General features: G+C 66.7%; 26 protein-coding genes and 2 tRNA genes. 23 read left to right on the top strand and 5 right to left on the bottom strand.

Annotated features, from left to right (window positions below):
* Positions 1–21 precede the first annotated feature (21 nt).
* The 21 genes from ACO2RV_RS04560 (at position 22) to ACO2RV_RS04460 (ending at position 21,139) form a co-directional block, all read left to right on the top strand.
* Positions 22–951: a phage tail tube protein gene (locus ACO2RV_RS04560; protein WP_423290274.1), complete on the top strand. Its 930-nt coding sequence runs from the start codon at positions 22–24 to the stop codon at positions 949–951.
* A gap of 32 nt (positions 952–983) precedes the next feature.
* Positions 984–1,169, top strand: a complete 186-nt coding sequence (locus ACO2RV_RS04555; RefSeq protein ID WP_423290272.1) for a hypothetical protein — start codon at positions 984–986, stop codon at positions 1,167–1,169.
* Positions 1,166–1,567: a hypothetical protein gene (locus tag ACO2RV_RS04550; protein ID WP_423290270.1), complete on the top strand. Its 402-nt coding sequence runs from the start codon at positions 1,166–1,168 to the stop codon at positions 1,565–1,567. Before ACO2RV_RS04555 ends, ACO2RV_RS04550 begins: the two co-directional genes overlap by 4 nt.
* Before the next feature lie 56 nt (positions 1,568–1,623).
* Positions 1,624–1,896 (top strand): phage tail assembly chaperone, encoded by a 273-nt coding sequence (locus ACO2RV_RS04545; protein ID WP_423290268.1) that lies wholly within the window; start codon positions 1,624–1,626, stop codon positions 1,894–1,896.
* 9 nt (positions 1,897–1,905) lie between these two features.
* Entirely contained in the window at positions 1,906–5,325 is a 3,420-nt protein-coding gene (locus ACO2RV_RS04540) for a phage tail length tape measure family protein (RefSeq protein WP_423290266.1), read from the top strand.
* Positions 5,325–7,229 (top strand): phage head spike fiber domain-containing protein, encoded by a 1,905-nt coding sequence (locus ACO2RV_RS04535; RefSeq protein WP_423290264.1) that lies wholly within the window; start codon positions 5,325–5,327, stop codon positions 7,227–7,229. Before ACO2RV_RS04540 ends, ACO2RV_RS04535 begins: the two co-directional genes overlap by 1 nt.
* 15 nt (positions 7,230–7,244) lie before the next feature.
* Positions 7,245–7,649: a hypothetical protein gene (locus ACO2RV_RS04530; protein ID WP_423290262.1), complete on the top strand. Its 405-nt coding sequence runs from the start codon at positions 7,245–7,247 to the stop codon at positions 7,647–7,649.
* On the top strand, positions 7,649–8,179 hold the full coding sequence (locus ACO2RV_RS04525; RefSeq protein ID WP_423290260.1) for a DUF1833 family protein: 531 nt from the start codon (positions 7,649–7,651) through the stop codon (positions 8,177–8,179). Before ACO2RV_RS04530 ends, ACO2RV_RS04525 begins: the two co-directional genes overlap by 1 nt.
* A gap of 132 nt (positions 8,180–8,311) precedes the next feature.
* Complete coding sequence (locus ACO2RV_RS04520) at positions 8,312–8,524, top strand: hypothetical protein (RefSeq protein ID WP_423290259.1); 213 nt, start codon at positions 8,312–8,314, stop codon at positions 8,522–8,524.
* Position 8,525: 1 nt separating this feature from the next.
* The gene (locus tag ACO2RV_RS04515; protein WP_423290257.1) at positions 8,526–8,942 is read left to right on the top strand and encodes a hypothetical protein; all 417 of its coding nucleotides are present in this window, start codon (positions 8,526–8,528) and stop codon (positions 8,940–8,942) included.
* A gap of 8 nt (positions 8,943–8,950) precedes the next feature.
* Positions 8,951–12,400, top strand: coding sequence for a host specificity factor TipJ family phage tail protein (locus ACO2RV_RS04510; RefSeq protein WP_423290255.1), 3,450 nt, complete (start codon positions 8,951–8,953; stop codon positions 12,398–12,400).
* 2 nt (positions 12,401–12,402) lie between these two features.
* Positions 12,403–13,743 carry a hypothetical protein gene (locus ACO2RV_RS04505; RefSeq protein WP_423290253.1) on the top strand — a complete coding sequence of 447 codons (1,341 nt, stop codon included), beginning with the start codon at positions 12,403–12,405 and terminating at the stop codon, positions 13,741–13,743.
* 10 nt (positions 13,744–13,753) lie between these two features.
* Positions 13,754–14,884: a DUF2793 domain-containing protein gene (locus tag ACO2RV_RS04500; protein WP_423290251.1), complete on the top strand. Its 1,131-nt coding sequence runs from the start codon at positions 13,754–13,756 to the stop codon at positions 14,882–14,884.
* Positions 14,881–15,306 carry a hypothetical protein gene (locus ACO2RV_RS04495; RefSeq protein WP_423290249.1) on the top strand — a complete coding sequence of 142 codons (426 nt, stop codon included), beginning with the start codon at positions 14,881–14,883 and terminating at the stop codon, positions 15,304–15,306. The genes ACO2RV_RS04500 and ACO2RV_RS04495 overlap by 4 nt, the downstream gene beginning before the upstream one ends.
* A 6-nt stretch (positions 15,307–15,312) precedes the next feature.
* Entirely contained in the window at positions 15,313–16,869 is a 1,557-nt protein-coding gene (locus tag ACO2RV_RS04490; RefSeq protein WP_423290247.1) for a DUF2793 domain-containing protein, read from the top strand.
* Between the two features lie 7 nt (positions 16,870–16,876).
* Complete coding sequence (locus ACO2RV_RS04485; protein ID WP_423290245.1) at positions 16,877–17,797, top strand: hypothetical protein; 921 nt, start codon at positions 16,877–16,879, stop codon at positions 17,795–17,797.
* A 364-nt stretch (positions 17,798–18,161) separates the two neighbouring features.
* A complete protein-coding gene (locus ACO2RV_RS04480; RefSeq protein ID WP_423290243.1) occupies positions 18,162–19,034 on the top strand; it encodes a glycoside hydrolase family 108 protein in 873 nt (290 codons plus the stop codon).
* On the top strand, positions 19,031–19,441 hold the full coding sequence (locus ACO2RV_RS04475) for a hypothetical protein (protein ID WP_423290241.1): 411 nt from the start codon (positions 19,031–19,033) through the stop codon (positions 19,439–19,441). Before ACO2RV_RS04480 ends, ACO2RV_RS04475 begins: the two co-directional genes overlap by 4 nt.
* The gene (locus ACO2RV_RS04470) at positions 19,441–19,788 is read left to right on the top strand and encodes a hypothetical protein (protein WP_423290239.1); all 348 of its coding nucleotides are present in this window, start codon (positions 19,441–19,443) and stop codon (positions 19,786–19,788) included. Before ACO2RV_RS04475 ends, ACO2RV_RS04470 begins: the two co-directional genes overlap by 1 nt.
* Before the next feature lie 506 nt (positions 19,789–20,294).
* Positions 20,295–20,552, top strand: coding sequence for a hypothetical protein (locus ACO2RV_RS04465; RefSeq protein ID WP_423290237.1), 258 nt, complete (start codon positions 20,295–20,297; stop codon positions 20,550–20,552).
* Positions 20,552–21,139 (top strand): hypothetical protein, encoded by a 588-nt coding sequence (locus tag ACO2RV_RS04460; RefSeq protein WP_423290235.1) that lies wholly within the window; start codon positions 20,552–20,554, stop codon positions 21,137–21,139. The genes ACO2RV_RS04465 and ACO2RV_RS04460 overlap by 1 nt, the downstream gene beginning before the upstream one ends.
* Before the next feature lie 68 nt (positions 21,140–21,207).
* On the opposite strand, the gene ACO2RV_RS04455 is transcribed toward ACO2RV_RS04460, so the two are convergent.
* Positions 21,208–21,284 (bottom strand) — tRNA-Pro (locus tag ACO2RV_RS04455).
* Positions 21,285–21,443: 159 nt separating this feature from the next.
* Between ACO2RV_RS04455 and ACO2RV_RS04450 the strand changes: the two genes are divergently transcribed.
* Together ACO2RV_RS04450 and ACO2RV_RS04445 are read left to right on the top strand one after the other, a co-directional pair.
* Positions 21,444–21,518 (top strand) — tRNA-Gln (locus tag ACO2RV_RS04450).
* Between the two features lie 62 nt (positions 21,519–21,580).
* Positions 21,581–22,321 (top strand): aspartate/glutamate racemase family protein, encoded by a 741-nt coding sequence (locus ACO2RV_RS04445; protein ID WP_423290233.1) that lies wholly within the window; start codon positions 21,581–21,583, stop codon positions 22,319–22,321.
* 8 nt (positions 22,322–22,329) lie between these two features.
* Here the strand turns inward: ACO2RV_RS04445 and ACO2RV_RS04440 are convergent, their stop codons facing one another.
* From ACO2RV_RS04440 to ACO2RV_RS04425, 4 genes are all read right to left on the bottom strand, one after another.
* Positions 22,330–22,788 (bottom strand): MarR family winged helix-turn-helix transcriptional regulator, encoded by a 459-nt coding sequence (locus tag ACO2RV_RS04440; protein ID WP_423290231.1) that lies wholly within the window; start codon positions 22,786–22,788, stop codon positions 22,330–22,332.
* Positions 22,789–22,894: 106 nt separating this feature from the next.
* Positions 22,895–23,602, bottom strand: a complete 708-nt coding sequence (locus ACO2RV_RS04435; protein ID WP_423290229.1) for an ABC transporter ATP-binding protein — start codon at positions 23,600–23,602, stop codon at positions 22,895–22,897.
* Positions 23,599–24,366 (bottom strand): ABC transporter ATP-binding protein, encoded by a 768-nt coding sequence (locus tag ACO2RV_RS04430; RefSeq protein ID WP_423290227.1) that lies wholly within the window; start codon positions 24,364–24,366, stop codon positions 23,599–23,601. Before ACO2RV_RS04430 ends, ACO2RV_RS04435 begins: the two co-directional genes overlap by 4 nt.
* The gene (locus ACO2RV_RS04425) at positions 24,363–26,297 is read right to left on the bottom strand and encodes an ABC transporter permease (RefSeq protein WP_423290225.1); all 1,935 of its coding nucleotides are present in this window, start codon (positions 26,295–26,297) and stop codon (positions 24,363–24,365) included. Before ACO2RV_RS04425 ends, ACO2RV_RS04430 begins: the two co-directional genes overlap by 4 nt.
* Positions 26,298–26,306: the final 9 nt, after the last annotated feature.

Raw genomic sequence — 26,306 nt, 5'->3', positions numbered from 1 at the left:
TTCACAATCTGGAGCACGACCATGGCGTTCGGTAATTCGAGCGAGACCCGCATTGCGTATGTCGCCGAGGCGTCCTTCGGCGTCACCCCTGCAACGCCGACCTTCGCCGCGCTGCGCACCACGGGCGGCGGCGTCCGCACCAATAAGCGCACCGTGGTTTCGGACGAGCTGCGGGCCGACCGCAACGTGATCGACGAAGTGCTTGTCGGGCTCGGCGCCGGCGGCGCGTATCCCTTCGAGCTCTCTTATGGCTCGCTCGATCCGTTCCTCGCCGCCGCCCTTCGCGGCGCCTGGGCGACCAACGTGCTGAAGAACGGCGTCACGCCCTCCTATTTCACGATCGAAGAGACGGTCGAGCTGGGCACCACGGACAGCTTCAGCCGCTTCACCGGCGCGACGGTCAACACCTTGTCGCTGGCGATCCCGGCGCAGGGCAAGATCACCGGCTCGCTCGGGCTGATGGCGCAGAAAGAAACGCTTGCCTCGGCGATTATCTCCGGCGCCACCTATTCCGCCGCCAGCACCGAGCCGGTGGTGAATTCCTCTTCGCATCTGGCGGCGCTGTCGATCACCGGCATCTCGCCGGCGCTGAAGCTCCGGCAGCTCAATCTTGAGATCAATAACAACCTGCGCGAACGCCCGGTACTGGGCTCTCTGTTCTCCGAAGAGTTCGGCGCGGGCCGGCTCGACGTGACGGGCACGTTCGAGGCCTATCTGGAAGGTGGCGGCCAGTATCAAGCGGTGCTCGACCACGCGTCCGGCGCGCTGGCCTTCACCATGGGCGCGGCCACCACCAAGAAGTACACGGTGTCGCTGCCCAAGATCATCCTCCTGGACGGCGTGCGCCAGGTCGGCGGCAATGCGGATGATGTGATCCTGAGTGTGCCGTTCCGCGCCGTCTATGACACCACGGCCGCGTGCTCGATCCAGATCACCCGCGCCGTCGTGTGACCTGTAGCGCCCGCCATAGGAACCCTCTGACCATGTCCAAGCAGATCGAGATCGTGGAGGCCTTCACTGGCTATCCCGAGGATCGCCCGCGCGCGTTCGCTGCCGGCGAGATCCTGAACGTCCCGGACGATGTGCCCGCGGATTTCGCGCAGCTCGTCGTCGACAAGAAGCACGCGCGCTGGGCCAAGCCCGCCGCCAAACAGGAGAAGGTGTCTTGAAGCTCGATACTCTCATTGAACGCGTTGAACTTGGGAACTTCGGTGGCTGGGTGAAGAAAATCCCATATGCCGGCTGCGAAGGGCTCGCCCTCAAGGTGCGTGCCGCGGACAGCCTTCACGCGGTGGAGGTCCAGCGCAACTTTACGGTTATGTGCAAGGCGGAAGATCGCGTGCCCAGCGATGAAGAGCTGAATACCCACCTCATCGCCCATGCGCTCGCCCTTGACTGGAATCTAACCTCGGCCGATGGCGAGCCCCTGCCCTGCACGCCGGAAGAGGTTGGCAAGCTCCTGACGCATCCGGTTGTCGGCCGCGTCTTCCGCGACGCCTTCTCCTATGCCTCGCTGATCGTTGCCGATCGCGGCGCCGCCGAGCTGGAAGCCGACGTAAAAAACTGACTGGTGCGCTCCGCTGGTGGCTGGAATGGGGAGACAGCCTCGATTTCCTGCAAGCCATGGAGCGCGACGGAGAGACACCGAAACCGCTCCGTGAGCGGCCGCGCGTTCCCGGATATCTGACCTTCGAGTGGCGCGCGTTTCACGTGCTGCTCTCCGATCGCGCCCCCGGTATTCATGGCGCGATCCCCTTCTCTTCCCTCGATCGCTACGCGGCTCGTTTCGGCCTCGACGATCCGGAAGCCTTCGAGCGCTTCCATGCGCTGATGTCCGCGATGAACGCGACCTTTTCCGAGGTCTTGGCGTCGAGGGCGCCGCCTCCCGCAACCTGATGGTGTTCCATGGCGACCATTACCGTCGAGCAGATCCGGCGCGTCGTTACGCAGTATGAGAGCCGTGGCGCCGATAAGGCCGCTGCGGATCTCGCTGCTATCGCGGCCGCCGAGGGCAGTGTTGCCCGCGCGGCGGAAAATATGGCGACGATCACCGAGCGCTCGACCAAGCGTCAGCTTGACGCCAGCGCAGCGGCCGAACGCGTCCGGCTGAAGTATGACGAGCAGTACAAGCTGACGCAGATGCTCGCGCGGGAGCATCGGGCGCTGGCGACAGCAGTCGATGCCGGGCGCATGAGCGCCGACGACTATGTGCAGACGCTCACGCTGATGCATGCCCGATACGGCATCGTCACTGAGGCGCAGGCCGCTCTCAATGGCCAGCTTGAGCGGGAAAACACGCTCCGTGCGCGCTTGGCGCTTTCCGAGAAGTCGCTCAGTGGAATGGGGCGGGCCTCGGCAGCGGCGGCCCCGCTGCTCAATGCTCAGGCCAATGATCGTCTGCGCAATCTCGGCGCCACGGTCGCGCGCAATGAGGCGGCTGCTGTAGCCGAGCTTGCCGCCGAGTACAGCCGACTGAACGTGCAGGCCGAGCGGGCGCTCGGCAACCTCGGCAAGATGTCGGCCGCGCCGCAGCTGAGCGAGCGGGCTAATGATCAGCTCCGCAATTTGGGGCAGGCCGTGGCTCGGGCCGAGGCGGCCGCACTCGCCACAGTCGGAGAGCAGATCCAAGCTGTTCGCGAAAAGTACATCCCGCTCGTGGCGCTGCAGCGGCGCTATAAGGAGACGCTCGACGACATCAACCAGAGTGCCAAGCTCGGCGCCCTGACTGAAGACGAGCGCGCCAATGCGATCGGCCGGACCAAGGTGGCCTTCGCGGCTCAGGTGACGGCGCTGCGCAGCCTGCAGGATGCCGGCGCCGGCGTCCGTCTGGCGTCACACGAGGTAACAAACCTCGGCTATCAGATCAACGATATCGCCACCATGCTGGCCTCGGGTTCCAGCCCGTTCCAAGTGCTGGCGACGCAGGGCGGCCAAGTCTATCAGGTGCTCGCCGGCGACGGTCGCGGACTTCTCGGCGGCTTCAAGGCGCTCGGCGGCACCATCGGCGGGCTCGTCACTCCGGCTAGTCTAGCGGTCGGCGCGGTCGCCGCCGTGGGTGTCGCGGCGGCCGCGTCCTATGCGAGCTGGCTCGCGGGTGAGAAGCAGCTGCAGGCTGCTCTGCATGGGCGCGGGGCGGCGACCCGCGCGACAATTGATGATTTGAACGCGATCGCCGTTGCCGCCGCCGCCGCCGGCGACGCAACTGCTGGCGAGGCGCGAGAGATTGTCGCCGCCCTGGCGTCGACCGGAAAAATCGGCACGGAGCTTTACGAAGGGCTGGTCGATGTAACGCGGCGCTACGCCGAAGTGACCAAGTCGGATCTTGCATCCGCGTCAGAGGATATCGCGAAGGCTTTCGCCAAACCGGGCCAAGGCGCAGAGGATCTGAACGAGAAGCTTTCCTTTCTCGACAGTACGACGCTGAAGTACATCCGCGATGTCGCCAACAGCAACCGCGCGCACGAGGCAGCGGCACTCTTGCTGCAGAAGCTCGATCAGGTGCTGCCGTCCGCCAGCGCGAACCTTACCTTGCTCGGCAGGGCGTGGCTCTCTGTTCGCAATATGGCGTCGGATGCTTACACGGCGATGGGTCGCGGCATCGACGCCCTGCTTTCCGGCCCGTCGCTGGAAGAGCACATTGCTGTGCTCGAACAGCGCCGCGCGGAAATTGAGGCGGCGATCGAGCGGAACCCGAACAGCCGGTATCGCGACCGCTGGGCCGACAACCTTCGCCAGAACACCGCCGAGCTTTCCAAGGCCTATGCCGATCGCGCGATGGTTGAGAAGCGCGGGGAGGATGCTCGCCGAAGCACACTGGAGAGCGAGGCGCGAGCGATCGTCGGTTCCCGCGATCCGCGCGTGCAGCAGCTGAAGGACTTGCAGGAGCAGCAGGCCAAGCTGCGTGACGTGCTGGCGGGTGGTGTGGCGCCGGGCGGCACAGCCGCCGCCCTGGAAGGCGTCACCAATCAAATCCGCGCCATGACGGACGCCTATGGCAATCTGGTGCCGCAGGCCGAGCGTGTTCGCCGCGAGCAGGAGCTGCAGAACGCCGTCACGGCGGCCGTGACGACAGAGCAGCGCGCAGCGGCGCAGGCATCGCTGGAGCGCTTTCGCGCCGAGGCTGAAGGCGCCGATAATGCGACCGTGTCGGCCCGCGCCAATGCCGCCGCGTCGCAGGAGATGGTGCAGGCACAGGTAGAGCTGACCCGCGCCACGCGCGACCGGCTGATGGCGGCAGATGAATCGATCCGCGCGCAGCGGCTTGAAATCCAGCTGATCGGCAAGACGGCCGGCCAGGTGGCCGAGCTGCGCGCCAACTATGAGGCCGAAGCGGATCTGCGTCGGCAGGCGGCCGAGACCGGCATCGCGGTGAGCGAGCAGGAGCTTGCCGCTCTCCGCGCCAAGAATGCCGAGCTTGGTCGATCGGTTGATCTGGCGGCTCGGGCGAACCTACAGGCGGATATCCAGTTTGAGCGCGAGCAACTCGGCCGCAATCCCGTCGATCAGCAGATCGCCTCGACACTGCGCGCCTCTGGTCTCGCGGTCGATCTGGATTCGGCCGAGGCGGCGGGGTTGCGGCTCAATGCGACGCTGAGCGCGACCAAGGATCTGCTCGGGGGTGTGGCGTCGAGCTTCCTCAATGACGTGCTTGAAGGGAAAAGCGCGGTCGATGCGCTGAACGATGCGTTCAAGCGTGTCGCCGGTACCCTGCTCGACATGGCGGTGCAGAACCTCGTCGCCAATGCCTTCGGCCAGTCGGGAGGTGGCGGCGCGACGGATTGGCTGACGAGCTTGGTGGGCGGCTTCCTCAATTTTGGATCGCCGTCGGCGAGCGCCGTCGCGACCTCGACCGGCCGTTACGCTGGTCCACTTGCTGGTGGCGGTCTCATTCGTGGGGAGGGTACCGGCACCTCGGACAGCATCGTTGCTCGCGTGAGTAATGGCGAGTTCGTCGTGAACGCGGCGGCGACGGCTGCGCACCGCCCGCTTCTTGAGGCGATCAATGACAACGCGCCGCTGCCGGCGTTCGCCAAGGGCGGTCATGTCGGCGCCCGGCGGCGACTCTATGAGGAAAGCGAACGTGCCGCATTGCGCTCGGCGCAGGTTCAGGCGGCGCAGGTGATCTCCGCACCGAATATCAATGTCCGGATCATCCCCACATCGGGCGAGACGGCCGATGTGACGCAGACGGTAGGCGCAGACGGCACCGTGGATATCGAAGCGAGGATGCGCCGCATGGTTCGCGGCGAAATGACGAACGCCATCGAGGAAGGACACCTCGATAGGGTCGGCGAGCGGCGCTTTGGTTGGCGGAGGCAGATGTGATGGCCTACGCAGACTGGCCTGCCGGTGTGCCATTCCGTCCGGAGCGGGATAACTGGAACGGTGCGCCCGGCCGGGAGGCACTTGCAACAGACATGCAGGGCGGCGATGTGCGCCAGCGCTGGCAGCCCAGCGATGATCTCGCAACCCTGCAATGGGGCCGGGGCCTGACAGCGGCGCAGATGGGGGCTTGGGAGGCGTTCCTTGCCAGCATCGCGGGCGGCGCGGCCCGCTTTCTCATGCCGGTGTCGCTCGACGGGCAAGCCTATGAGCTGCGCGTGGTGCAGATCAAGGGTGGCAAGGGCGGCCTGCGCTATGCCCCGCTCGGCGTCGAGACGCTGGTGTCGTTGGCGCTCTACGTCTTCCCCGCCGTGCTGACCCCGCCTGTGCCGGTGATCACCGCCGCGGGTGACCAGGTGGTGGGCACCGGCACCAGCGGGCAGACGATCGAGATCGACTTCGGCGGGGCGGCGACGCGGTCGGTGGTGGCGGCGGGCGGAGTGTTCGCGGTTGACACGCCGTTCCTTGCCGACGGCGCTTACTGGGTGCGGGCGCGCTATGCGGGCGGGCATTGGTCGATCCCGGTGCTGATGTCCATGCCGACGCCGCTGAAAACCACGCTGCGCACCCTGCTGCTGGGCTCCGCCTCCGGCCTGGTGCTCGACTTTGCGGGCACGCAGGGCGGGCTGATCCTCGCGCCGGCTGCGCCGGCTTCCCAATATCTCGGACCTGCCATGGGGGCGACCGTGTTCTCTCGCGCCAGCACCGCCACCTATTTCGACAAGGATGGCATCCTCCGCACCGCCGCTGCCAATGTGCCGCGGTTCGACTATGGCCCGATCACCAAGGCCCTGAAGGGGCTGCGGATGGAGGGGGCTGGTACCAATCTGGCTTTTGGGGCGACGAACAATAACAGCGAGACCTTCGGCGGCGGGGCCGGGATACTGTCGTATTCCAAGAGCTTCGCGGCTCCGGATGGCACGAACAACGCGACGTTTGTAGTCGAGAGCACTGCGAATTCAGAGCACTATGTGGCGGATATCGCGGTTACCGCCGTAGTCGGCGATATCTATGTCTGGTCAGCCTATGTAAAAGAGGCGCCATCAGGCGCCAAGCGCTGCTTCTATATCAGGACTGTTACTGCCGCAGGCGCCAACAGCACCTTCGATGCTGGCGCGGGAAGCTGGTTGGGCGCCGGGGCTGGCTATGTCAGCCGAGGTTTTGAGCAATTGCCGAATGGCTGGTGGCGAGTGTGGATGTGTGTCACGGCCACGGCTGCTGGTAGCCTCATTGCTCGTATGCACCTGCATGATGGCGTGTCTTCCGTTTACACGGGCGACGGCACCTCCGGCCTCATCGTCTGGGGTCGCCAGCTTGAGAAAGTGACGGCGGCTCGCGGTCCGTCGAGTTACATTCCGGCGCTTACCGGTGTCACGACTCGTGCGGCGGAGAGCTGCTCAGTCAACATGGCGAACATCGCCAGCCTTACCGAGTGCACCATCGCGCTCGACCTCGCCACCGAGTTCGTAGCATCGACTACTGGAGTTCTCAGTCTGCAAAAGACAGGTTTGGGCTCCAACTCGGTCTATATCTACATGACCCCGTCCTTCTTGATTGGCTTTGCTTCCTATCGCGAAGGTATTCCCCAGTCGGGGGCTGGGTTCTCTCCCGTCTCTGCAGTCGGGGTGAGGGAGAGGGTGGCTGTGTCGGCCAAGAGCGGGGCCATGCGGGCGGCGCGTAATGGCGGTGCGCCAGTTGGGGGCGACTCTGGTTCTGGCTTCCTATTCCCCACGCTCGATGGTGCCACGATAACCCTTGGCAGCGTCGCGTTCTACGGCTGGATCTCCGGCCTCAAATACTTCCCCACGGCGCTCTCTGACGCGCAGCTGCAAGCCCTCACGGCCTGAGCAGGAACACCCGACATGATCGACTATCTTCTCCGCTTCGCCAGCGAGACGCAGGCGATGGACGCTCTCCCTGTGTTCGCGCCGGACTTCTCACCCGAGCCACGCAGCTGGGACACTTCCCGCTGCCTGCCGAACGTGCGGTGCTTCCGCGACCTCGGCACCGATACCGTCGAAGATCCGGAGATGGGCGAGATCGAGGTGCCGGTGCGCGAGTATCTGCCGGGCTGGTATGTGATCGTCGCGCTGGACACGCGCGATGATGGCGCCTTCCCGGCTGATGCCGTGGTGCTGATCGCCGACCGGGAGGCCGGCACGATCCTGCACACCATCACCACGCAGGCGGACCTCGCCACGCTGCGGCTGGAGCCGGTGTTCGCCGGTTCCGACTACCCCTTCGGCGCGCCGGTGGTGGAAGGCTGATGACCGACTGGACGCCCGCATGGGAGGAGGCAATAGCCTCCTGTCCGACGGATATCCGCGTGCTCGACACGCTGGAACTGCAGCACCCGGCCATCCTGCTCGGCGGCGTCATACGCCCCCTGCGGATGGTCAATGACGTGATCGCGCGCGCGCTTGGGATCGAGTTGAGCGGCGTGTTCGACCCCGGCGACCTGGTGGAATTCTCGCCCTCCGCCTTTGGCGCGGCCTTTCCGGAATATTCGGAGGGGCAGGTGCCGACGTGCGAAATCACGATGGACAATGTGGGGCGGGACATGGCCGCCTATCTCGAGGCCGCGCTCGGCTACAATGCCGAGCTCAAAGCGATCTTCCGCCAGTACAGCCTGACCGAGCCTGGCGAGCCGATCTATGGCCCGATCGAGTTCATCATTCGCAATGTGCGGGTGAGCGGGACGCGCATCACCGGCGCGGCCCGCGTGTCCAACCTTTCCGACAAAAAATTCCCGACGCGGGTCTACACCCGGGCGCGGTTCCCCGGGCTGGTGCGCTAGCGCCGGCCTACCCCCTGAAAATCTGGAGGAACAACGATGCTCTCGCGTCGATCGATGTTGCGCGCCCTTGGCCTTGGTGCCCCGGCGGCAGCTATTGCGGCCACTCTCCCCGCTGCGGCGCCGGCGGCTCCCATGATCGAGCTTTCCCATCCCAGCATCCACATTCGCGACATGTCGATGATCGATGCCGACATGGGGGAAACCGTCATCGGCAAGGGCGGCTTTGAGCCGTTCATGTTCATCGACGCGGAGGGGACGGTACACCTCCGCGAGGATGCGCTCGCGAATGGCTTGATCATCGCGTCGGGCCTCTCCGTGTCCGACCTGCCGACCCTCTCCGCCTGACATGGATCGCGCCGCCTACCTCACCTCGCTGATCGGCCGGCCGTGGTCGCGCGAGCGCTCGTGCTGGCATCTGGCCGCTGAGGTGCAGGCGGCACTGTTCGGCCGCGATCTGCCATCGGTGACGCTCCCTGCCGCGCCGACATGGCGCTGGATGATCGACACCCTTGCCGAGCATCCCGAGCGGGCGCGCTGGCGCGAGGTGGCGCCGCCGCCCGTGGCCGGCCTGATCACCGCGCCGGACGGCGCGCTGGTGGCGATGGCCCGCGCCGACCGGGCTGCGCATGCCGGCGTGTGGCTCGCCCCCGAGCGCCGCATCATCCATTGCGACGAGAGCTTTGGCGTGCAGGCGGAAACGCCCGTCGCCCTGCGTGCTGCCGGCTGGAACCGGCTGATGTTCTTCGAACCCATCACGGAATAGACCCCGACATGACCGCTGCCGTCCTGCTTCCGGTGCTGCACATCGCGGCCCCGGGGATCGAACTCGCGCGCGCCTTCCCCCGCCGCAATGAGACGATCACCGGATTCCTGCGCCGTAACGGCTGGAGCGCCACGCGCGTGCCGACGATCTGTGTAATCGACGGCGAGCCGGTGATGCGCCGGCGGTGGCGCACGCGGCGCATCCGCAAGACCAGCATGGTGGAGTTCCACTCCCTACCGATGGGCGGCGGCACCAGCGGCAGCTCGCTGATCGGCCTGATCGGCGTTATCGCGCTGACGGCGCTGGCACCTTGGGCGGGCAGCGCGCTCGCCGGCTCACTCTTGGCCGGAACCGCATATGCCGGCACGGCTTTGGCTGGTGTTGCCGGTGGCATCATCACCGGCGCCATAGTGTTGGGCGGGTCTTTCCTGCTCTCGACCCTCTCCAAGGTCGAAGCCGGCGGATCGCAGGATGCGGCGACGCCGATCTATTCCTGGGCGCGGCAGACCAACTCCGCCCGCCCGCTGCAGCCCATGCCCTGCGCCTATGGCCGCACCAAGCGCACGCTCGATTACGCCGCCGTTCCCTGGTCGTCCTTCGACGGCGACGACCAGGTGGTGCATGTCCTGCTGTCGGAAGGCGAGGGCCGCTATTCGCGCGAGCAGATCCTGATCGAGGACACGGCATTGTGGACCTCGGCCGGGGGCGTCTCCCCCAACTTCTCCGGCGTCGAGGTGAGCTTCTACGAGCCGGAACAGGAGATCACGGCGTTTCCTATCAACGTCGTCACCTCCAGCGAGGTCGACGGGCAGGAGCTTTCCTACCCCTCCTATGTCGGCGGCTTCGCGGCGAATGCGCCCGACACCACGGCGACGCACATCTATGCCGACATCCTCGCCCCCGGTGGCGTCTATGGCGTGAACGACAAGGGCAAGATGGTGGGCACCTGGGTCGGCGTGCGGCTGGAGGTGCGCACGATCGACGCCGCGGGCGCGCCGACGGGCGGATGGATGGAGATCGCCTCCGCCGTCAAGCTGCTCGCCAGCAAGAGCGCGGTGCGCTTCACCATCGGTGCCGAAGTCGCCGCCGGGCGCTATGAGGCTCGGGTGCAGCGCACCCTGCCGGCGTCGACCGACACCAAGATCACCGACACGGTGGTGTGGTCGGGCCTGCGGGCGCTCATCACCGGGCCGAAGGCGTTCCCATGCTCCACCATCGCCATCAAGGCCGTGGCCACGGATCAATTCTCGGGCGACGCCATCAGCAAGATATCGGTGGTGGAGACCCGCATTCTGCCGGTGTGGACGGGCTCGGGCTGGGTCGACCAGCCGACCCGCTCGCCGGCCTGGGCGGCACTGGATATCGCCACCAACGCCACCTATGGCGGGCGCTTCGCGCTGGCGCGGGTTGACTTTCAGGCCTTCGTCGACCTTGCCGCCAGGTGCGCGGCGCGCGGCGACACATTCAACTACGACTTCACCTCGACGCAGCCGGTGACCGAGGCGTTGGATACGGCGCTCGGCGTCTGCCGGGCCAAGCACAAATGGCTCGGCGGGACGCTCTCGCTGGTGCGCGACGAGCCGGTGGCGATCCCCACCATGATGCTGACCGACAATGAGATCGTGCGTGGCTCGCTGGAGATTGAGTACCTCCTGAAGGCCACCGAGGCTTCGCAGTGCGTGGTGCTGGAATATATCGACGAGAGCACATGGCAGCTTGCGGAGGCTGTCGCCCCGCGCGATGCCACCGAGGAGATGATCGCCGACGCCACGCGGCTGCAACTGCCCGGGCTGGTGGCGCGGGCGCAGGCGCAGCGCGAGGCGGAGTTTCTGCTGCGGCAGAACCTCTATCGGCGCCAGACCGTGAAGCTGGAAACCGAGCATGACGGGCGCATGCTCTCGGTCGGCTCCACCGTGCTGCTGCAATCCGAACTGCCGCAGGAATGGGGGCAGGCCGGCAAGGTGGTGCGCAATGTCGGCACCGCGCTAGTGCTCGACCGTCCGCTCACATGGGATGCCGGCCAGCACTATGTGGTGCTGCGCACGCCGCGCGGCAAAGCCTTCGGGCCCATCAAGTGCGCGCGCGGCGCCAGCGACAGCATTGCCATTCTCGACGGCGCGGATCTCGCCGCGGTGGAGGCGGCGCAGTCGACCACGCTGGCGCTGGTGCTGGAGCGCAGCCAGGGCGGCATCCTGCCCAGCTTCTCTTTCGGGCTGGGCACGACGTGGATCAAACGGTGCGTGGTCAAGAGCGGGTCGCCTTCGGGCGACCGGGTGGCAATCGACCTGTTCGTCGATGACGCCCGCGTGCATGACGAGGATCTGACGGACCCGCCGCCGCTGCCCGATGGAACAGGGCTGTTCAACCCGACATACCCATTCATCGCCGGCCTCAATGCGCGCTTCCTCGCCAATGAGTTCCCGACCAAGCTCGAGGCTTCGTGGTTCCCGGCGGCGAACGCCATCACCTATGTGGCCCGCGTCAGCTATGACGAGGGTCAGAGCTATGTCCCGCTCGGGGAAACCCGGCTCCCAAAGCTCTCGGCGCTGGTGGAGCCGGTGGCGCTGTGGCTGGAGGTGGCGGGCATCCACCCCAGCGGCAAGCAGGGCGCATGGAGCCGCCGGGAACTGGCCACGCCGGTGATCTCCGCCGACAACGTGGCGTGGGATCTGGAGAATTTCCAGCAGGGGCTGCGCGATCTGGTTGGGCGCGAGATCATCGACCAAGCCCGCACGGTGAAAAAGCTGCTCGACGACCTCGCCATGCTGATGGCGGAGCAGGATTCGGCGAACTACCTCGACAAACAGACCATCCTGCGGGAGGTGAAGTCCGCCACGGGCCGCATCACGGCGGCCTATCGCGAGGAAATCACCGTCGCCACCGGGCCGGATTCGGCGCTGGCACAGGCCATCACGGAACTGAACGCCGCGGTTGACGACCTCGATGCGAGTGTGACGACTCGGATCGAGGCGGCGGTGGGCCCCGGCTCGGCGATCGCGCTGGCGATCACCAATCTGCAGACGGCGGTGGGGAGCATCGAGGCCAGCTTCTCGGTGCGCTACATCGCGGCGTCGCTCCCCTCCGGCGCGGTCGCCGGGTTCGGCTTTCAGGCCAAGGTGACGGACGGCGTCTATACCAGCCAGGCCGGCATGAACATCTATGCCTTCGGCACGCCCGGCAATTACCGCTCCGAGGTGTGGTTCGAGGCGGACCGCTTCGCGATCGGCAAGCAGGGGGCGGCGGGCTATGTGGCGCCGTTCATCTGGCAGAGCGGCACCATCTACATGCGCGGCGACATGTATCTGGACGGCTCGATCACGGCGCAGAAGCTAAGTGTTGCAAATCTTGCGGCTATTCAGGCGGATATGGGCACGATCCGCGCCGGGCGACTGCTCTCCTATGACGGTAAGGTCGATATCAATCTCACCGAGGGCTACGAATACTGGTCGGGCGTCTGACCATGGCCGAGAGCTTTGCCACCTTCCGCGATAGCTCCGGCGGCATGCGCCTGCGCTCTGTGAAGGCCGGAAACGACCCGCGCAATCTTGCCCTCGATCGCCGGCTGGTGACCTTCGACAGCAAGTGGACCAACAGCTTCCGGGTGCGCGCCAACGGCGTGGTTTCTGGTGCGGCCCTTGGGGCGGGCTACACGACGATGAGTGGCGGCGTCGCGTACCGGCAATCGAAGGTTCTGCCCTTTGGCGGCTCCGGGCCTGACCGCCCGACACTGGCTTGGCAGCGCAACAATGGCGGGGCGCTGAACGGTGGCGCCTTGGGCTATGCGCGCGGCTATGGCGTGTGCGGCGTGTCGATGACCGGGAGCCAGATACACATCTCGCCGGCGCGCAACACCGTCGACTACGTCTACTATGTCTTCACCGTGAACCCACAGACCGAGGAGGCCAGCGGCGCCGGCGGCATATTCCTGGGCCGGCACCCGCTCTACGGCACCGGCCTCTATATCGGCCGGCCGGGTGTCGACCCGAGGTCGGCCAGCCTCGACGACATGATGCTGACGACGCAGCGCAACCACTTCCAGATTGCGGAAACCGCACAGACATCGTCGGCGCACGACACCGTCGTGACCGACGATCCCTTCCCCTTCACCGGGCCGAACCAGAGTTCTCCGCATTCGCGGCGCGGCTTCACCATCAACCTCAATGGCTGGTATCCCGACTATCCGCCGGTGATCGCCTATTCGACGGATATGGACCCGAGCGACCCGTCGTTTCAGGTCAAGTATTCGCACAATTGCAGCGTCTTCTGGCTTTCCCCCAACCAGATCCTCGTCGTCACCTCTTTGTCCGGCGGGGTGCGCGTGGGCATTGTCGGCTCCGACCCGGCCTATGCTCCCGGCACCGCCGCCGAGGTGGTGCGCATCGCCAAGGTGCGAGGGCAGGGCTACTTCGTCACCAAGAAGGGCATCGACTTCCGTTTCGCCGGTCCGAACGACTTTCTGTTTCGCAGCGACCGGCAGACGCCACGGTTCACCGGCTTTGCCCCGATCATCGCCGGGGCGCCGACCGGCATCTATGCCCTGCCGAATCCGCCAACTACTGGGGGCATCCCGTTCTCCTTCTTCATGGCCTATTGGAACCCGGAAACGCAGTGGTGGTGCGGCTGCGGCATGGTTCTGATGCAGGACGCCTATCGCTTCACAATATCCGGAACGAACTACTATTTCGGGCCTGCCGTCGTGGCAGCGAATTACACGATAAACACATTCAAACTCTACAATAACCCAACGTTCAGTTCGGGTTTCTTCGGCAGCGTTGCCACCATGAACGTATCCGACTTCTGAGGTTTTACCCATGAGTTCGTTCTATTCGACCGGCACCGCTTCGGTGGTCGCCGGCAGCGCGGCTGTTACTGGCGACGGCACCATGTGGGCGGCCACCCTGCTGCCCGGTGATGTGTTCTGCCGCGCCGGGCTGATGGTGCCAATCGCCTCCATTGAGAGCCAGACGGCGCTTACCCTGGCTTACGGCTGGCCGGGGGCGAGCGCGGCCGGCGCGGCCTATATCGTGAACTACAGTTCGCCCACGCGCAGCGAGCCGGGCTATCTCGCGGCCCGCACGCGCGAAGCGCTCGACAAGCTCGGGCTGCTGGAAAACAACGTGCCCTATTATGACGTGCAGTCGGTTGGCCTGAATGCACCGCCGGCCACGCCAATCCTCGGAGACACCTATGTGGTCGGCACGGCGCCGACGGGTGCCTGGGCAGGGCGCGCGAAGATGCTGGCGCAGTGGGCGGGTTCGGCCTGGGCCTTCACCGCCCCCGCCGGCGGGTGGCATGTCTACAGCCTCGCGACCGATCAGATATTCGCGCTGGTGGCCGGCAGCTGGCAGCTGACCGACGGGGTGGCCTCTGTCGTGGGGCAAACCGGCACGGTGACGGCGACGCAGATCAAGGCGGCGATTGCGAGCAGCTATTTCCAGACCTTGATGCCGGCGGTGGACGCCTCTGCCGCACTTACCACGCTCGGCGTGTCGACCTACATAAAGACCCTGCTTGATGATGCCGACCAAGCCGCTGCGCGCGTGACCCTCGGCGCGCAGGCGGCTCTCGGCTATACGCCCGTCAACAAGGCCGGGGACACCCTTGCCGGCACGCTGAATGTCCGGGCGTCCGCAAGCGAGCAGTGGTCTCTCGCCCAGACCTCGGCAGTCACATTGCTTGATGGCGCATCGATAAGCTTTTCCGCGTCATCTGGTTTCCTCATTGTGGCCGATAACAATAATGGAAACCATGGATACTTCAAATTGGCTAATGCTGCCGTTGCTCGACTGGATAGCGGTCCGGGTTTCAGCATGACGTTTGCTAATTCTGGAACGGTAAACGTTCTGTGGTATGCGCCCGGTCCCTATTATATCGTCCAGAACAATCGCGGCGGCCCAATAGCCATAAATGTCATGAACTTCAAAATGAGGGACTCGGGATGACGACCTATACCGCAGAGCAATTCACGCCGGTGGAGGATACCCGGCACCACTGGCGCACCGAGGATGGCGGGCTGTTCGTCGGCCGCGAGGGGCAGAGCCTTGCCGATCTCGTCATTGAGCTCAACACGCCATGGGAGCCTATTCCCTCTCAAGCGGACTACTCCTGCGCCATACAGGCGGGGATCGATGCCAAGGCCCGCGAGCGCGGCTATGACAACGGCGCCAGCCTCGCCAGCTATGTGTCGAGCACCAATGTGCAGTGGAGCGCGGAAGCCGAGGCATTCGTCGCTTGGCGCGATGCCCGTTGGACCTATGCCCTCGCCGTAATGGCAGCCGTGCAGGCAGGCACCCGGGCTGCGCCGCCCGTCGAGGATTTTCTCGCCGAGATCAATCTCGCCTGCCCCTTCGCCTGGCCCGAGTGACGCCACATGAGCGCGATCTATTCCACGGGCACGGCGAGCGTCGTGGCCGGCAGCACCGTCGTGACTGGCGCCGGAGGGCCCGCCTGGTCCATGGCCCTGCTACCGGGCGACATGTTCAACCTCGGCGGTCTTTCCGTGCCGATCGCGGGCGTGACCGGCAGCGCCCAGCTTACCCTGGCCTATGGCTGGCCGGGCGCGAGCGCAGCCGGTGCCGCCTATGCCGTGCAGCTGTCCTCGCCGGAACGCTCGGAAGCCATCGTCATCGGCACCCGTGTGCGCAAGCTCACCGAGAGCGCGGCAATCCTCAACTTCACCGCGCCCTGCTACCGGGTGCTGGCGGCCAACCAGTCCACCCCGCCGACCGCCCGCACGGAGGGCGACACCTATGTGATAGGCCCCGTGCCGACGGGCGAATGGGCCGGGCAGGCGAACAATATCGTCCGCTGGAACGGCGCCGCCTGGGATTTCACCGCCCCCGATGGCGGATGGATGGCCTATAGCCTCGCCACGCAGGTAGTATACCTCTTCCGCAGCGCGTGGGGCCCGGTGAGCGACGCCGCAGTTGCCGACGTGATTGCGGCCGCCATCACCGCGCGCGATGCCGCCTCTGGCTTTGCCGACGCAGCACTCACCCGCGCGACCGCCGCCGGCGATTCTGCGGCTCTGGCCCTTACACGCGCCAATGCTGCGGCGGGCTCGGCAACGGCCGCGAGCAATTACGCTGCTGCGGCGGCAGCTTCTGCCGCGTCTGTCGTGCCGCTGATCCGCGAGCGCCTGACGGCAGACCGTACCTATTATGTCAGTGCCACCGGCAACAATGCCAATAATGGGCTTTCGACCGGCGCGCCGTTCTCCAGCATGCAGCATGCGGCCAACATCGCGGCGCAGCTCGACTGCAACGGCTTCAAGGTCAAAATCAAGGTGATGAGCAGCCTTTATGGCGAATCCATCATCATGACGCGACCCTTGCTCGGCTCTTCCAGCCTGCTCGAGGTCGAAGGCAATATCGCCTCGCCTGGCAGCGTGGTGATCACCGGTGTCAGCAGCGACTGCTTCCGCACCGACGGGCCGGGCTGCGCATTGCGCGTGCAGGGCGTCGAGATGCGCGTGATCTCCGGCTCCGGTAACTGCCTCAATGCGCTCGGCGGCTCGCGCATCGAATATGGCAATGTCCGTTTTGGCGCCTGCACCGGCATCCATGTGAATGCCGACCAGCGATCCTTCATGCTGTGCATCGCCAGTTACGCCATTGTCGGCGGCGCCGTGGCGCATTGGCACTCGCCCTCCGCGGCGCAGATCATCGTCGCCGGCATGACCATCACCCTGACGGGCACGCCGAACTTTTCGGCGTATTTCGCTGGGACGGCGGCCTCCGGCTTTATTCAGGTGCCGGGAAACACCTTCGTCGGCACGGCAACGGGTTTGCGCTTCCTCGTCCACAAGCTGGCGGTAATCGACACCGGCACGGGCGTGGGCATCGGCGATCCGAGCGGGCCCAGCAACCCGAACTACCTGCCCGGTGACGTGGCGGGCATCGAATACAATGGCGGCCGGTACTTCTGAGGATCCCATGGCACAGCTCATCACGCTCTATCGCGGCGAGATCGCCCCTGAAGTGGTGCTGGAAATACCCGGCGCCGTTCTCGACGGCGCCCTGATCGACCTCGAGATCACCGGCCAGCCGATCAGCGCGGCACCGGTGGAATTCTTCCTCTCGACCGAGGCCGGCCTCGATCTCATCAGCAGCAATCTGCTGCGCTTCTATCCCACGTCCGAGATGGTGGAGGCGCTGCCGCTGGGCCAGAACACCGCAGTTGATGTGTTCCGGCATGTCGACGGGCGGCGTGAGAAGATCGGCGCCACCTCAATCGAGGTGATGGGCGCCGGCAAGTACAAGGGTGCGTCGCAGATGGTGGTGCTCGGCCCGGTGCTGCAAGGCCCGCCCGGTTGGACGCCGATCCTCGCCATGGTGGAAGACGGCGCCCGCACCGTGATGCAGGTGCAGGACTGGATTGGTGGCAGCGGCACGAAGCCCGCCGCTCCGGTCTATATCGGTGCGACCGGGCTGGTGGCGACCGCAGCGGAAGCGTCCGACCTGAAGGCGCTCGCCCTGACGCAGGCTCAAGCCGCCGCCGCAACCGCCACGGGCGCCGCCGGCGCCGCTGCGGGCTCGGCCACGACCTCGATCACCAAGGCGGTCGAAGCGACGGATGCGGCCACGCTTGCCGTGCAGGCCGCCGGCACCTCAACCTCTGCTGCCGGCCTCTCCACGACCAAGGCCGACGCGGCGGCGGCCAGCGCCACGCAGGCAAATGGCTTCGCGGCCGGCGCCGCTAGCGTCGCCTGGGCAATGGCAGATCTGCGCGCCAAGGGTCTCACCATCATGCCCCGGCTGATCATCGACACCGAGATGCGGGCCTATCACCTGCGCGGTGCCGAAGGTCCGATCCTCACCTCGGGCGACTTCGCGAGCTTCGTCGCGGCCGTCTGATCCACCTGCACCGATCGGCGGCTCAGCGATAGGTGAGCTCTAATTCTTCCTACACCACAGCAGGAAGGCGGCGGCGAAGCTGAGAGAAACCCAGCCGCCCAGTATCGTCACGACCAAATCACCCCAGTCCATCGGGTGCCCCATAGGTCAATCTGATGCAATGGATCAGATTTGCACCCAATTACCTCCATGTCGCTGCGGCATGAGGGCGCTATTCGCGCTCTCGCCGCTCAATCGACCATAGACGCCACCTGAGCCACGCGACGCCGAGGGCGACGAATAAGAAGACGCCCCCGAACCCTGCCCACCACGCCTGATCTGGCGTCATCGCCGCCCTCCATCCCCTGACAATCTGGAGACTACCATGACCGCGTCGAGCTTCGACGAGGCGCTTAAGCGCGTGCTCGTGCATGAGGGCGGCTACGCCAATCATCCCGCCGACCCGGGCGGAGCGACGATGAAGGGCGTGACGCAACGCGTCTATGATTCCTGGCGTCGGCGTCAGGGCAAGGCGCCGCGCGCCGTCCGTCAGATCGCGGCCGATGAGGTCAAGGCGATCTATCGCGCGCAGTATTGGGATGTGATCCGCGCCGACGAGCTTCCGCCCGGCGTCGATTACTTCGCCATGGATGGCGCCGTGAACTCCGGCCCCTCGCAGGCGGTGAAGTGGCTGCAGCGCGCGCTCGGCGTCGCCGCTGATGGACAGGTCGGCGCCGTCACGCTGGCGGCGCTCAAGGCGCACCCCGACCATGATGCGCTGATCGCCGACATGGCGAAGCGTCGGCTCGCCATGCTGAAGGGGCTCAAGACGTGGAAGACCTTCGGCGCGGGCTGGTCCCGCCGCGTGGCGGAGGCGCTGGCGCACGGGCAGGCGGCGGCTATGGGCAGCGTCGGCCCGGCACCGACCTATAGCGAGGAAGGTGCGCAGCGCGCTCGCCTCGATGACATCGCCAAGCCGCCGGCGCCGATCGGCGGTTCGGCCGGCACCATTGCGGGCGGTGGCGGAACGGCCGTGCTCATTGACCAGGCCAAGAAGTCGCTTGAGCCCATGATCGGCTCGGGCGGCATCATCGACCAGGTGTTCGCGGGGCTGGTGGTCGCTGGCGTCGTCGTCGCCATCGGCGGCGCGGCCTATGCCTTCTGGGCCTCGCGCCGCAATGCACGCAACGCGGCGATCGCGAGCGGCGATGCGGTCGCCGATCTTTCCGAGCTGCCGGCGATCGGGGCGGTGGCATGATTGGCGCCATCCTTCGCTGGCTCACCGGCGACGTACTCGGCAAGCTGACGCAGGCCTATGTGGCCGCGAAATCGAGCGCGGTCGAAAGCGAGCGCATCAAGGCGGATATCCTGCTCAAGCAGATCGACGCCGAGATGGCGGCGCGGCAGGCCGCGCTGCAGGTCAGGCTCGCCACGGCGGGCTTTTGGGAGATGCGGTTCATCACCGCGCTCATCGCCGGCTGCTTCACCCTGCACCTGGTGCTGGTGACGCTGGATACCTGCTTCCGGCTGGGGTGGCGCATCCCGGCTTTTCCCTCGCCCTTCGACGAATGGCAGGGAGCCATCCTGTTGAGCTTTTTCGGAATCTACGCGGCCGGCACGAGCGCGAAGGCGATCGCGGTCAGCCTGGCCAGTAAGGGGCGATGATGGCTGATATTCCTCCCGAGCCAGCGCTGCTCGGCCTCAAGCTCGCCCACCTCATCGCCGGCGGCATCGGCGGGCTGGCGCGCTCCCTCACCAAGCCCGGCGGCTCGCTTACCCGCCACATCGGCACCGCTATCGTAGGCACCGCCGTGGCGGGCTATTGCACCCCGCTGGGCGCGCATATCGCGGCGCGCTGGGTGGCCTCGCCCGACATCTCTGTCGCGTCTCTCGAGGGCATGGTGGGTTTCGCTCTCGGCCTCACCGGCATGTCGCTGTGCGAGGCGACGATCCGTTGGGTCAAGCTGTGGCGTGACGGGCCGCCGCCCGGCTTCTGGCCGCCCGCCAAATGACGGGCGGTGACGCGACTGGTGCTCGGCAGGCCGACATTGTCCGCCTGCCGACACTGGACCCGGGCGCCCGCGCGACCCTGCACCGGCCGACCGGCCTGCTGATCATCAGCCGCGACGGGCAGTGCGTTTCCGGCTCGCGCGAGGATCTGGCGCGGTTGGCCGCCGAGATTATCGCGGCGTGCTGGGAGGCACATCGAGTTCGTCGAGACGGTTTGGATTCCGAAATACGCGGAGCAGTACTTCTCTCCTCGCGATCCTGCTGCCTTGCCTTATCTCCAGAAGCTGCTTCCCGCGGTCGCCCGCGCAAAACCGGGTATGATGCGCGGGCCGACGCTGCCCGCTCGTCGGCGATAGGCTCACAAAGGTGCCCCGCTCTCCTTCGGGAAGGCGGGGCCATTTTCTGTTGTGCGTGGTCGAGCTTGGTCGTTTCGCCTGCGCATCGGTCTTTGACTCGGGTCGCTGTCTGTTCTCACTATGTTCTCATTTCAGAACGCGGGAGAGACAGGATGGCTGCGACGTACTTTGTGGTTCTGCCGATCGACCGGGATGGCGACGGGCTGCTACAGCAGGGCGATGCCGAGCAGCCACGCACCAGGCGCGGGGCCCTGGCGCTTGTGGAAGTGCTGGCGCCAAAGCATGCCGGTGTGCTGGCCTTCTCTCGCTCGATCGATAAGCACACGGGTGAGCATTCGGCACCGACCATCCTCGCGGCGATCGGCGAAATTCCTGATGGGCTGACCCGGCCGCACGCCTTCGACGACTGATGCTCAAGTTGCAGCGCCGGCGCGATGTCGAGTTTGACGCCTATCATGTGCGTAGCGGCGGGTTCCTGTTGGGAGGAATCCAGCATCAGGACCATGCGCCGTCGAAATCATGGGTGTGGTCGATCGGCAATGTGGACCTGAACGCTGATGGGCGTGGCCCTGCGCATGGTTCAGGGCGGGATCTGGATGAGGCCAAGGCCATGCTCGCTCGGCGCTGGCGCCTGTGGCTCTCTCTGGCTGGCCTTAGTGAGGGCGCCGGTGACGGTCCGCCCCGCGATCCTACGCCGCTTATCCTTCACCCCCGCGAGGGTGGGAGATCTGAGGATTATACCGTGGTGACCGCTGGCGTCGGCCTCGGGCTCGTCGGGCGAACCTACGGGGTCGACACCAGCCGTTGGCACTGGTCGTTCAGCTCTGTCTACGATCCCGAGCACGGCGGCGCACGGTGCGGCGGAGGGCTCACGCGCGATGAGGCCTTAGCTAGGTTCATCGAGGCGTGGCGCGCCTGGCTGACGCTGGCGGCGTTGCAGGGCGGCGGATCTTCCCCTGAGGGGACGATGGTCATCGATGATGTGAATCGAGCCTAGGATATGGTTTCTGTCGCCATATCTGTCCCCCTAGTCGGGGGAAGGGTCCGGGAAACCCTTGAGAAACGTGGTCGGAGTGGCAGGATTTGAACCTGCGACCCCCTCGTCCCGAACGAGGTGCGCTACCAGACTGCGCTACACTCCGCCGCGGCGCGAGCCTCTAGCATGCGAATGCGCAGGGCTGCAAGCGCGACGTGATGCTTTGCGGTGGACGAATTGTTTTGGCCGCCCTGCCGTGGACGAGACGGTTGAAAGCGGGACGTTCCTGTGTCTATGTCCGCGCCCACATCGGCCTCGGGCCCGGTGGGGCGTCGCCAAGCGGTAAGGCAGGGGATTTTGATTCCCCCATGCGGAGGTTCGAATCCTCCCGCCCCAGCCAATCCCATGTTAGAAGCGCACCGTAGAAAAGATTGTATCCAATCGAACGGGATTCGCTCGGCCGTGCGCATTCACCTCGTCAATCCCAATACGACCCGCTCCATGACCGACAAGATCGCCGCCGCCGCGCGCGCCGTGGCGGCGCCGGGCACGGTGATCGCGGAGGCGACGTCGAGCATGGGGCCGGCCTCGATCGAGGGCCATTATGACGACGCGCTGGCGCTGCCGGGCCTCTTGGCCGCCATTGCCGAGGCGGAGGCCGCCGGCGTCGATGCCCACATCATCGCCTGCTTCGACGATACCGGCCTCGATGCCGCGCGGGCGCTGGCCCGTGCGCCGGTGGTCGGCATCGGCGAGGCGGGGTTCCATCTCGCCGGGCTGATCGCCCATCGATTCGCGGTGGTGACGACGCTGTCGCGCTCGGTGGCGGTGATCGAGGCCAATCTCATGCGCTACGGCCTCGACCGGCGCTGCGCCCGCGTGCGCGCGTCCGACGTGGCGGTGCTGGAACTGGAAGACCCGGCGTCCGATGCCCGCGCCCGGGTTTCCCAGGAAATCGGCCGGGCGATCGCGCAGGACCACGCGGAAGCGGTGGTGCTGGGATGTGCCGGCATGGCGGATCTTGCGCGCGCACTGGCGGATGAGCACGGCGTGCCGGTGATCGACGGCGTCGCCAGCGCGGTGACGCTGGCCGAGGCGCTGGTGCGCACCGGGCTCAGAACCTCGAAGACGGGCCCCTATGCCGCGCCTCGGCCGAAGGCCTATGCGGGCCGGCTCGCCGATTTCGCGCCGCGTGAGAACTGACGCGCGGTTCAGCCGATCTTCTTGAGGAGCCGGACCAGCTGCTCGCGCTCGGGCGCGCTCAGCGGTTCCAGCGTCGCCTCGGAAATCTCGCGCGCGAGCAGGATCGCGGTGTCGGCAACGGCGTGGCCACGCTCGGTCAGGCCGACGGCGCGCCGCCGGCGGTCGTGCGGATCCTCGGCGGTGAGCACGAAGCCGCGCCCGCTCAGCCGGTCCACCACGCCCTTGATGGTGGCGGCGTCGAGATGGACGAGCCGGCCCAGGCGGTTCTGCGAGCAGGGGCCGACTTCCCGCAGCTTGGCGAGGGTGGCGAATTGCGGCGGCGTCAGCCCCTCGATCATCCGGCTGGCGAATATGGCGGTGTGGCGCTGGTTGGCGATACGCATGAGGAAGCCGACCTGCTCGACAAGCCGGTATGATTCAACCACTTCGCTGTCGGCATCGCGCCCTGACCGGTGATCGGCCGTCATTGATGCTTCCCCGCCCCACCGAGTATGGCCTATCACATCACAATTGAGCCGGCTCGCAAATTGCCTATAAATCTGCAACGAAAATAATTTCGTACGTACACCAATATTATTGGCCGAATGTGGGGAGTGACAGATTATCGATGCTGCCTTCCGATCTCAACTCGCCGTGTTCGATCAGGTAAGCGCGATCGCAGATCGCTGCACACAACTCGAAATTCTGTTCGGAAAGCAGAATTGACAGGCCCTGCGCGGTCATCGCCTGCAGGGCGACGATCATTTGTTCAACGATGATCGGGGCGACACCTTCGGAAGGTTCGTCGAGCAGCAGCAAAGCCGGCCCGGCGACCAGGGCGCGGGCGACGGCGAGCATCTGCTGTTCGCCGCCGGACATCTGCCCGCCGAGGCGGTTGCGCATGTCGGCAAGGTTCGGGAACAGCGCGAAGAGGGCGTCGTCGCTCCATTGCGGCCCGCCGCCGGGCGTGCGGCGGCGCCCGAGGTCGAGATTTTCCATCACCGTCAGCTCGGTGAAGATGCGGCGATCCTCCGGAACATAGCCGACTCCGAGCCGTGCGATCTCGAAAGTCTGGAGAGGCCGCAGGTCCTGTCCGTCGAAGGCGAGCCTTGCGGCCCGCCGCTGCACCATCGCCATGATGGCCTTGAGCGTGGTGGATTTCCCCGCCCCGTTGCGTCCGACAAGGGCGACCGCCTCGCCGCGCCCGACCGTGAGGCCGGCGCCGAACAGCACCTGCGCCGCACCATACCAGGCGTCCAGACCCTCGACCTCCAGAAGCGGCGCGCGATCGCTTTGCGTCATGGCATTGCCCGCGTGCCGGCGGCCGCGCCGCGGCCGAGATAGACCTCGCGCACGCGGGGGTCCTCGCGCACCTCGTCGGGGCTGCCGTCGGCGATCAGCCGGCCGCGGGCCAGCACGATCACCCGGTCGGCATGGCCGAACACCACATCCATGGAATGCTCGGTGAACAGCACCGCCAGCTGGCGCACCCGGCTCAGTCGGCGGACCAGGGCGATGAGCGCGCCGCGCTCGGGCCCGCTCATGCCGGCGGTCGGCTCGTCCATCAGCAGCAGGCGCGGCGCGGCGGCGAGCGCCATGGCGAGTTCCAGCCGCTTCACGTCGCCATAGGCGAGGGTGGCGGCCGGCCGCTCGGCCAGCGCTGCCATGCCGGTCTGCTCCAGCAGCGCCATCGCCTCCTCGCGGTGGAGCGTCAGGGCCGGTCGCCACAGGCGGAACAGCTCGCCCTTCGCCGCGAGAAGCGCCGTCTGCACATTCTCGGCCGCCGTCATCGAGCCGAACACGGCGGCGATCTGGAAGGTGCGGCCGGCGCCGAGCCCGGCCATGCGGCGCGGCGAGAAGCCGGTGACGTCCCGGCCCATGAGGCGCACGCGGCCCGAATCCGCCCGCACCTGCCCGTTGATGATGTTGAAGCAGGTCGATTTGCCTGCGCCGTTCGGCCCGATCAGCGCCAGCAATTCGCCCGGCGCGATGGAAAAGCCGACCCCGTCCAGCGCCCGCACGCCGCCATAGGACTTGGCGAGGTGCTCCACCTCCAGCACCTTCATCGCCCGCCTCCCGCCCGGCGCAGCATGTCCCCCGCGCGCCTCAGCCCGCCGGCGATGCCACCGGGGAAGACGAGCACGGCGAGGAGGATGAGCCCGCCCAGCAGCGCCCGCCAATACGGGGTCTCGCGCATCACCGTGTCCTGCAACAGGGTGAAGGCGCCCGCGCCGACCAGCGGCCCCATCAGGCCCTCCACCCCGCCGAGCAGCACCATCACCAGCCCGTCGATCGAGCGGCCGACGGAGATGGTCTCCGGCGAGATCGAGCCCTTGGCGAAGGCGAACAGTGCGCCGGCGGCGCCGCCGACCGTGCCGGCAATGGCAAAGGCGAGCCAGCGCACTTTGCCCACGGGAATACCGGACGCCTCCGCCCGCAGCGCCGAATCGCGCGAGGCCCTCAGCGCATAGCCGAAGGGCGAGAACGCGATGCGCCGCAGCAGGACGACGCCCAAGGCGACGACGGCGAGCCCGGCGAGATAGAGCCCGGCGCGGCTCTCGAAGGGCGGGTCCGGCCAGATGCCGAACATGCCGTTGGAGCCGCCGGTCACCTCTTCCCATTGATAGACCACCGACCAGACGATCTGCGCGAAGGCCAGCGTCAGCATGGCGAAGTAGACCCCCTCCAGCCGCACGCAGAACCAGCCGAACACCAGCGCGCCGAGGCCGGCGGCGAGGATGCCGAGCGCGAAGGCGGCCGGGGTCGGCAGGCCGAGCACGGTGGCGGCGAAGGCGGCGCCATAAGCCCCGAGGCCGAAATAGGCGGCGTGGCCGAAGGAGGCGAGCCCGCCTGGTCCCATGAGGAAGTGCAGCGAGGCGGCGAACAGCGCGGCGATCAGCACATCCAGCGCCAGCACCGGCGCATAGGCGAAGACGCTCTCGGCGAGCGGCAGCGCTGTGAGCGTCGCGAGGCCGGCGAGCGCCAGACGGCGCCCGCCCACGCCGAGCGGGCGCAGCGGCGGCTCGATTTCCGCCCGGCCGCGCGCGGCGGTCGGCGGGCGGCCGAACAGCCCGTGCGGACGCAGCACCAGCACGATCGCCATGACCAGGAACTCCGCCACGAGGTTGAGCTTGGACATGTTGAAGCTCAACCCGCCGATCTCGACCATGCCGAGCGCGGTGCACAGCGCCTTCACCTCGGCGACCAGCACGGCGGCGAGATAGGCGCCGCGAATGGAGCCCATGCCGCCAATGACGACGACGACGAAGGCGTCGCCCAGCACCGAGAGGTCGAGCGAGAGATTGGCGGGCTCGCGCGCCATCTGCAGCGCGCCGCCGAGGCCGGCAATGCCGGCGCCGAGCGCGAACACGGCGGTAAACAGCAGCGCCTCATTGATGCCGAGCGCCGCCACCATCTCGCGGTCCTGCGTCGCGGCGCGGATCATCCGGCCGAATCGGGTGCGGACCAGCAGCAGGTGCAGGCCGATCAGCACGGCGGGCCCCGCCAGCGCCAGGAACAGGTCGTAGTCCGGCAGGCGCCGGCCGAGCAGCGGAAGGGTGCCGGTGAGGCCCGGCGCGCGCGGTCCGAAAATATCCTCCGGCCCCCACAGGAACAGGACGGCATCGTTGATGATCAGCAGCAGGGCGAAGGTCGCGATCAGCTGGTAAAGCTCCGGCGCGCCATAGAGGCGGCGCAGCAAAAGCCGCTCGACCAGCGCGCCGAGCGCGGCCGTGATGAGCGCCGCGCCGAGGATGCCGCCCCAGAAGCCGATCGCGCCGCCGATGCGCTCGCCCAGCGCCGGGGCGAGGGTCACCGCGAGATAGAGGCCCAGCATGTAGAACGAGCCATGGGCCATGTTCACGATGCGGGTGACGCCGAAGATGATCGACAGCCCCGCCGCGACGAGGAACAGGCCCGAGGCCGAGGCAAGCCCGTTCACTGCCTGGAAGGCGAGCGAGGGCAGCACAGGCGAGGACAGCAGCGCATCGAGCGGCATCGGGCTCTC

This window comes from Ancylobacter sp. VNQ12 (genome assembly GCF_049445835.1).
GTDB lineage: Bacteria > Pseudomonadota > Alphaproteobacteria > Rhizobiales > Xanthobacteraceae > Ancylobacter.
This window is presented reverse-complemented; position numbering and strand designations above follow the sequence as displayed.

Bases quoted from the DNA above. Each gene is read 5' to 3' on its own strand.
- ACO2RV_RS04500 (WP_423290251.1), top strand. From the start codon at position 13,754: ATGAGTTCGTTCTATTCGACCGGCACCGCTTCGGTGGTCGCCGGCAGC.
- ACO2RV_RS04535 (WP_423290264.1), top strand. From the start codon at position 5,325: ATGGCCTACGCAGACTGGCCTGCCGGTGTGCCATTCCGTCCGGAGCGG.
- ACO2RV_RS04555 (WP_423290272.1), top strand. From the start codon at position 984: ATGTCCAAGCAGATCGAGATCGTGGAGGCCTTCACTGGCTATCCCGAG.
- ACO2RV_RS04510 (WP_423290255.1), top strand. From the start codon at position 8,951: ATGACCGCTGCCGTCCTGCTTCCGGTGCTGCACATCGCGGCCCCGGGG.
- ACO2RV_RS04560 (WP_423290274.1), top strand. From the start codon at position 22: ATGGCGTTCGGTAATTCGAGCGAGACCCGCATTGCGTATGTCGCCGAG.
- ACO2RV_RS04425 (WP_423290225.1), bottom strand. From the start codon at position 26,297: ATGCCGCTCGATGCGCTGCTGTCCTCGCCTGTGCTGCCCTCGCTCGCC.
- ACO2RV_RS04465 (WP_423290237.1), top strand. From the start codon at position 20,295: ATGGCTGCGACGTACTTTGTGGTTCTGCCGATCGACCGGGATGGCGAC.
- ACO2RV_RS04525 (WP_423290260.1), top strand. From the start codon at position 7,649: ATGACCGACTGGACGCCCGCATGGGAGGAGGCAATAGCCTCCTGTCCG.
- ACO2RV_RS04435 (WP_423290229.1), bottom strand. From the start codon at position 23,602: ATGACGCAAAGCGATCGCGCGCCGCTTCTGGAGGTCGAGGGTCTGGAC.
- ACO2RV_RS04530 (WP_423290262.1), top strand. From the start codon at position 7,245: ATGATCGACTATCTTCTCCGCTTCGCCAGCGAGACGCAGGCGATGGAC.
- ACO2RV_RS04515 (WP_423290257.1), top strand. From the start codon at position 8,526: ATGGATCGCGCCGCCTACCTCACCTCGCTGATCGGCCGGCCGTGGTCG.
- ACO2RV_RS04480 (WP_423290243.1), top strand. From the start codon at position 18,162: ATGACCGCGTCGAGCTTCGACGAGGCGCTTAAGCGCGTGCTCGTGCAT.
- ACO2RV_RS04540 (WP_423290266.1), top strand. From the start codon at position 1,906: ATGGCGACCATTACCGTCGAGCAGATCCGGCGCGTCGTTACGCAGTAT.
- ACO2RV_RS04505 (WP_423290253.1), top strand. From the start codon at position 12,403: ATGGCCGAGAGCTTTGCCACCTTCCGCGATAGCTCCGGCGGCATGCGC.
- ACO2RV_RS04545 (WP_423290268.1), top strand. From the start codon at position 1,624: ATGGAGCGCGACGGAGAGACACCGAAACCGCTCCGTGAGCGGCCGCGC.
- ACO2RV_RS04475 (WP_423290241.1), top strand. From the start codon at position 19,031: ATGATTGGCGCCATCCTTCGCTGGCTCACCGGCGACGTACTCGGCAAG.
- ACO2RV_RS04520 (WP_423290259.1), top strand. From the start codon at position 8,312: ATGATCGAGCTTTCCCATCCCAGCATCCACATTCGCGACATGTCGATG.
- ACO2RV_RS04495 (WP_423290249.1), top strand. From the start codon at position 14,881: ATGACGACCTATACCGCAGAGCAATTCACGCCGGTGGAGGATACCCGG.
- ACO2RV_RS04440 (WP_423290231.1), bottom strand. From the start codon at position 22,788: ATGACGGCCGATCACCGGTCAGGGCGCGATGCCGACAGCGAAGTGGTT.
- ACO2RV_RS04470 (WP_423290239.1), top strand. From the start codon at position 19,441: ATGGCTGATATTCCTCCCGAGCCAGCGCTGCTCGGCCTCAAGCTCGCC.
- ACO2RV_RS04460 (WP_423290235.1), top strand. From the start codon at position 20,552: ATGCTCAAGTTGCAGCGCCGGCGCGATGTCGAGTTTGACGCCTATCAT.
- ACO2RV_RS04490 (WP_423290247.1), top strand. From the start codon at position 15,313: ATGAGCGCGATCTATTCCACGGGCACGGCGAGCGTCGTGGCCGGCAGC.
- ACO2RV_RS04430 (WP_423290227.1), bottom strand. From the start codon at position 24,366: ATGAAGGTGCTGGAGGTGGAGCACCTCGCCAAGTCCTATGGCGGCGTG.
- ACO2RV_RS04485 (WP_423290245.1), top strand. From the start codon at position 16,877: ATGGCACAGCTCATCACGCTCTATCGCGGCGAGATCGCCCCTGAAGTG.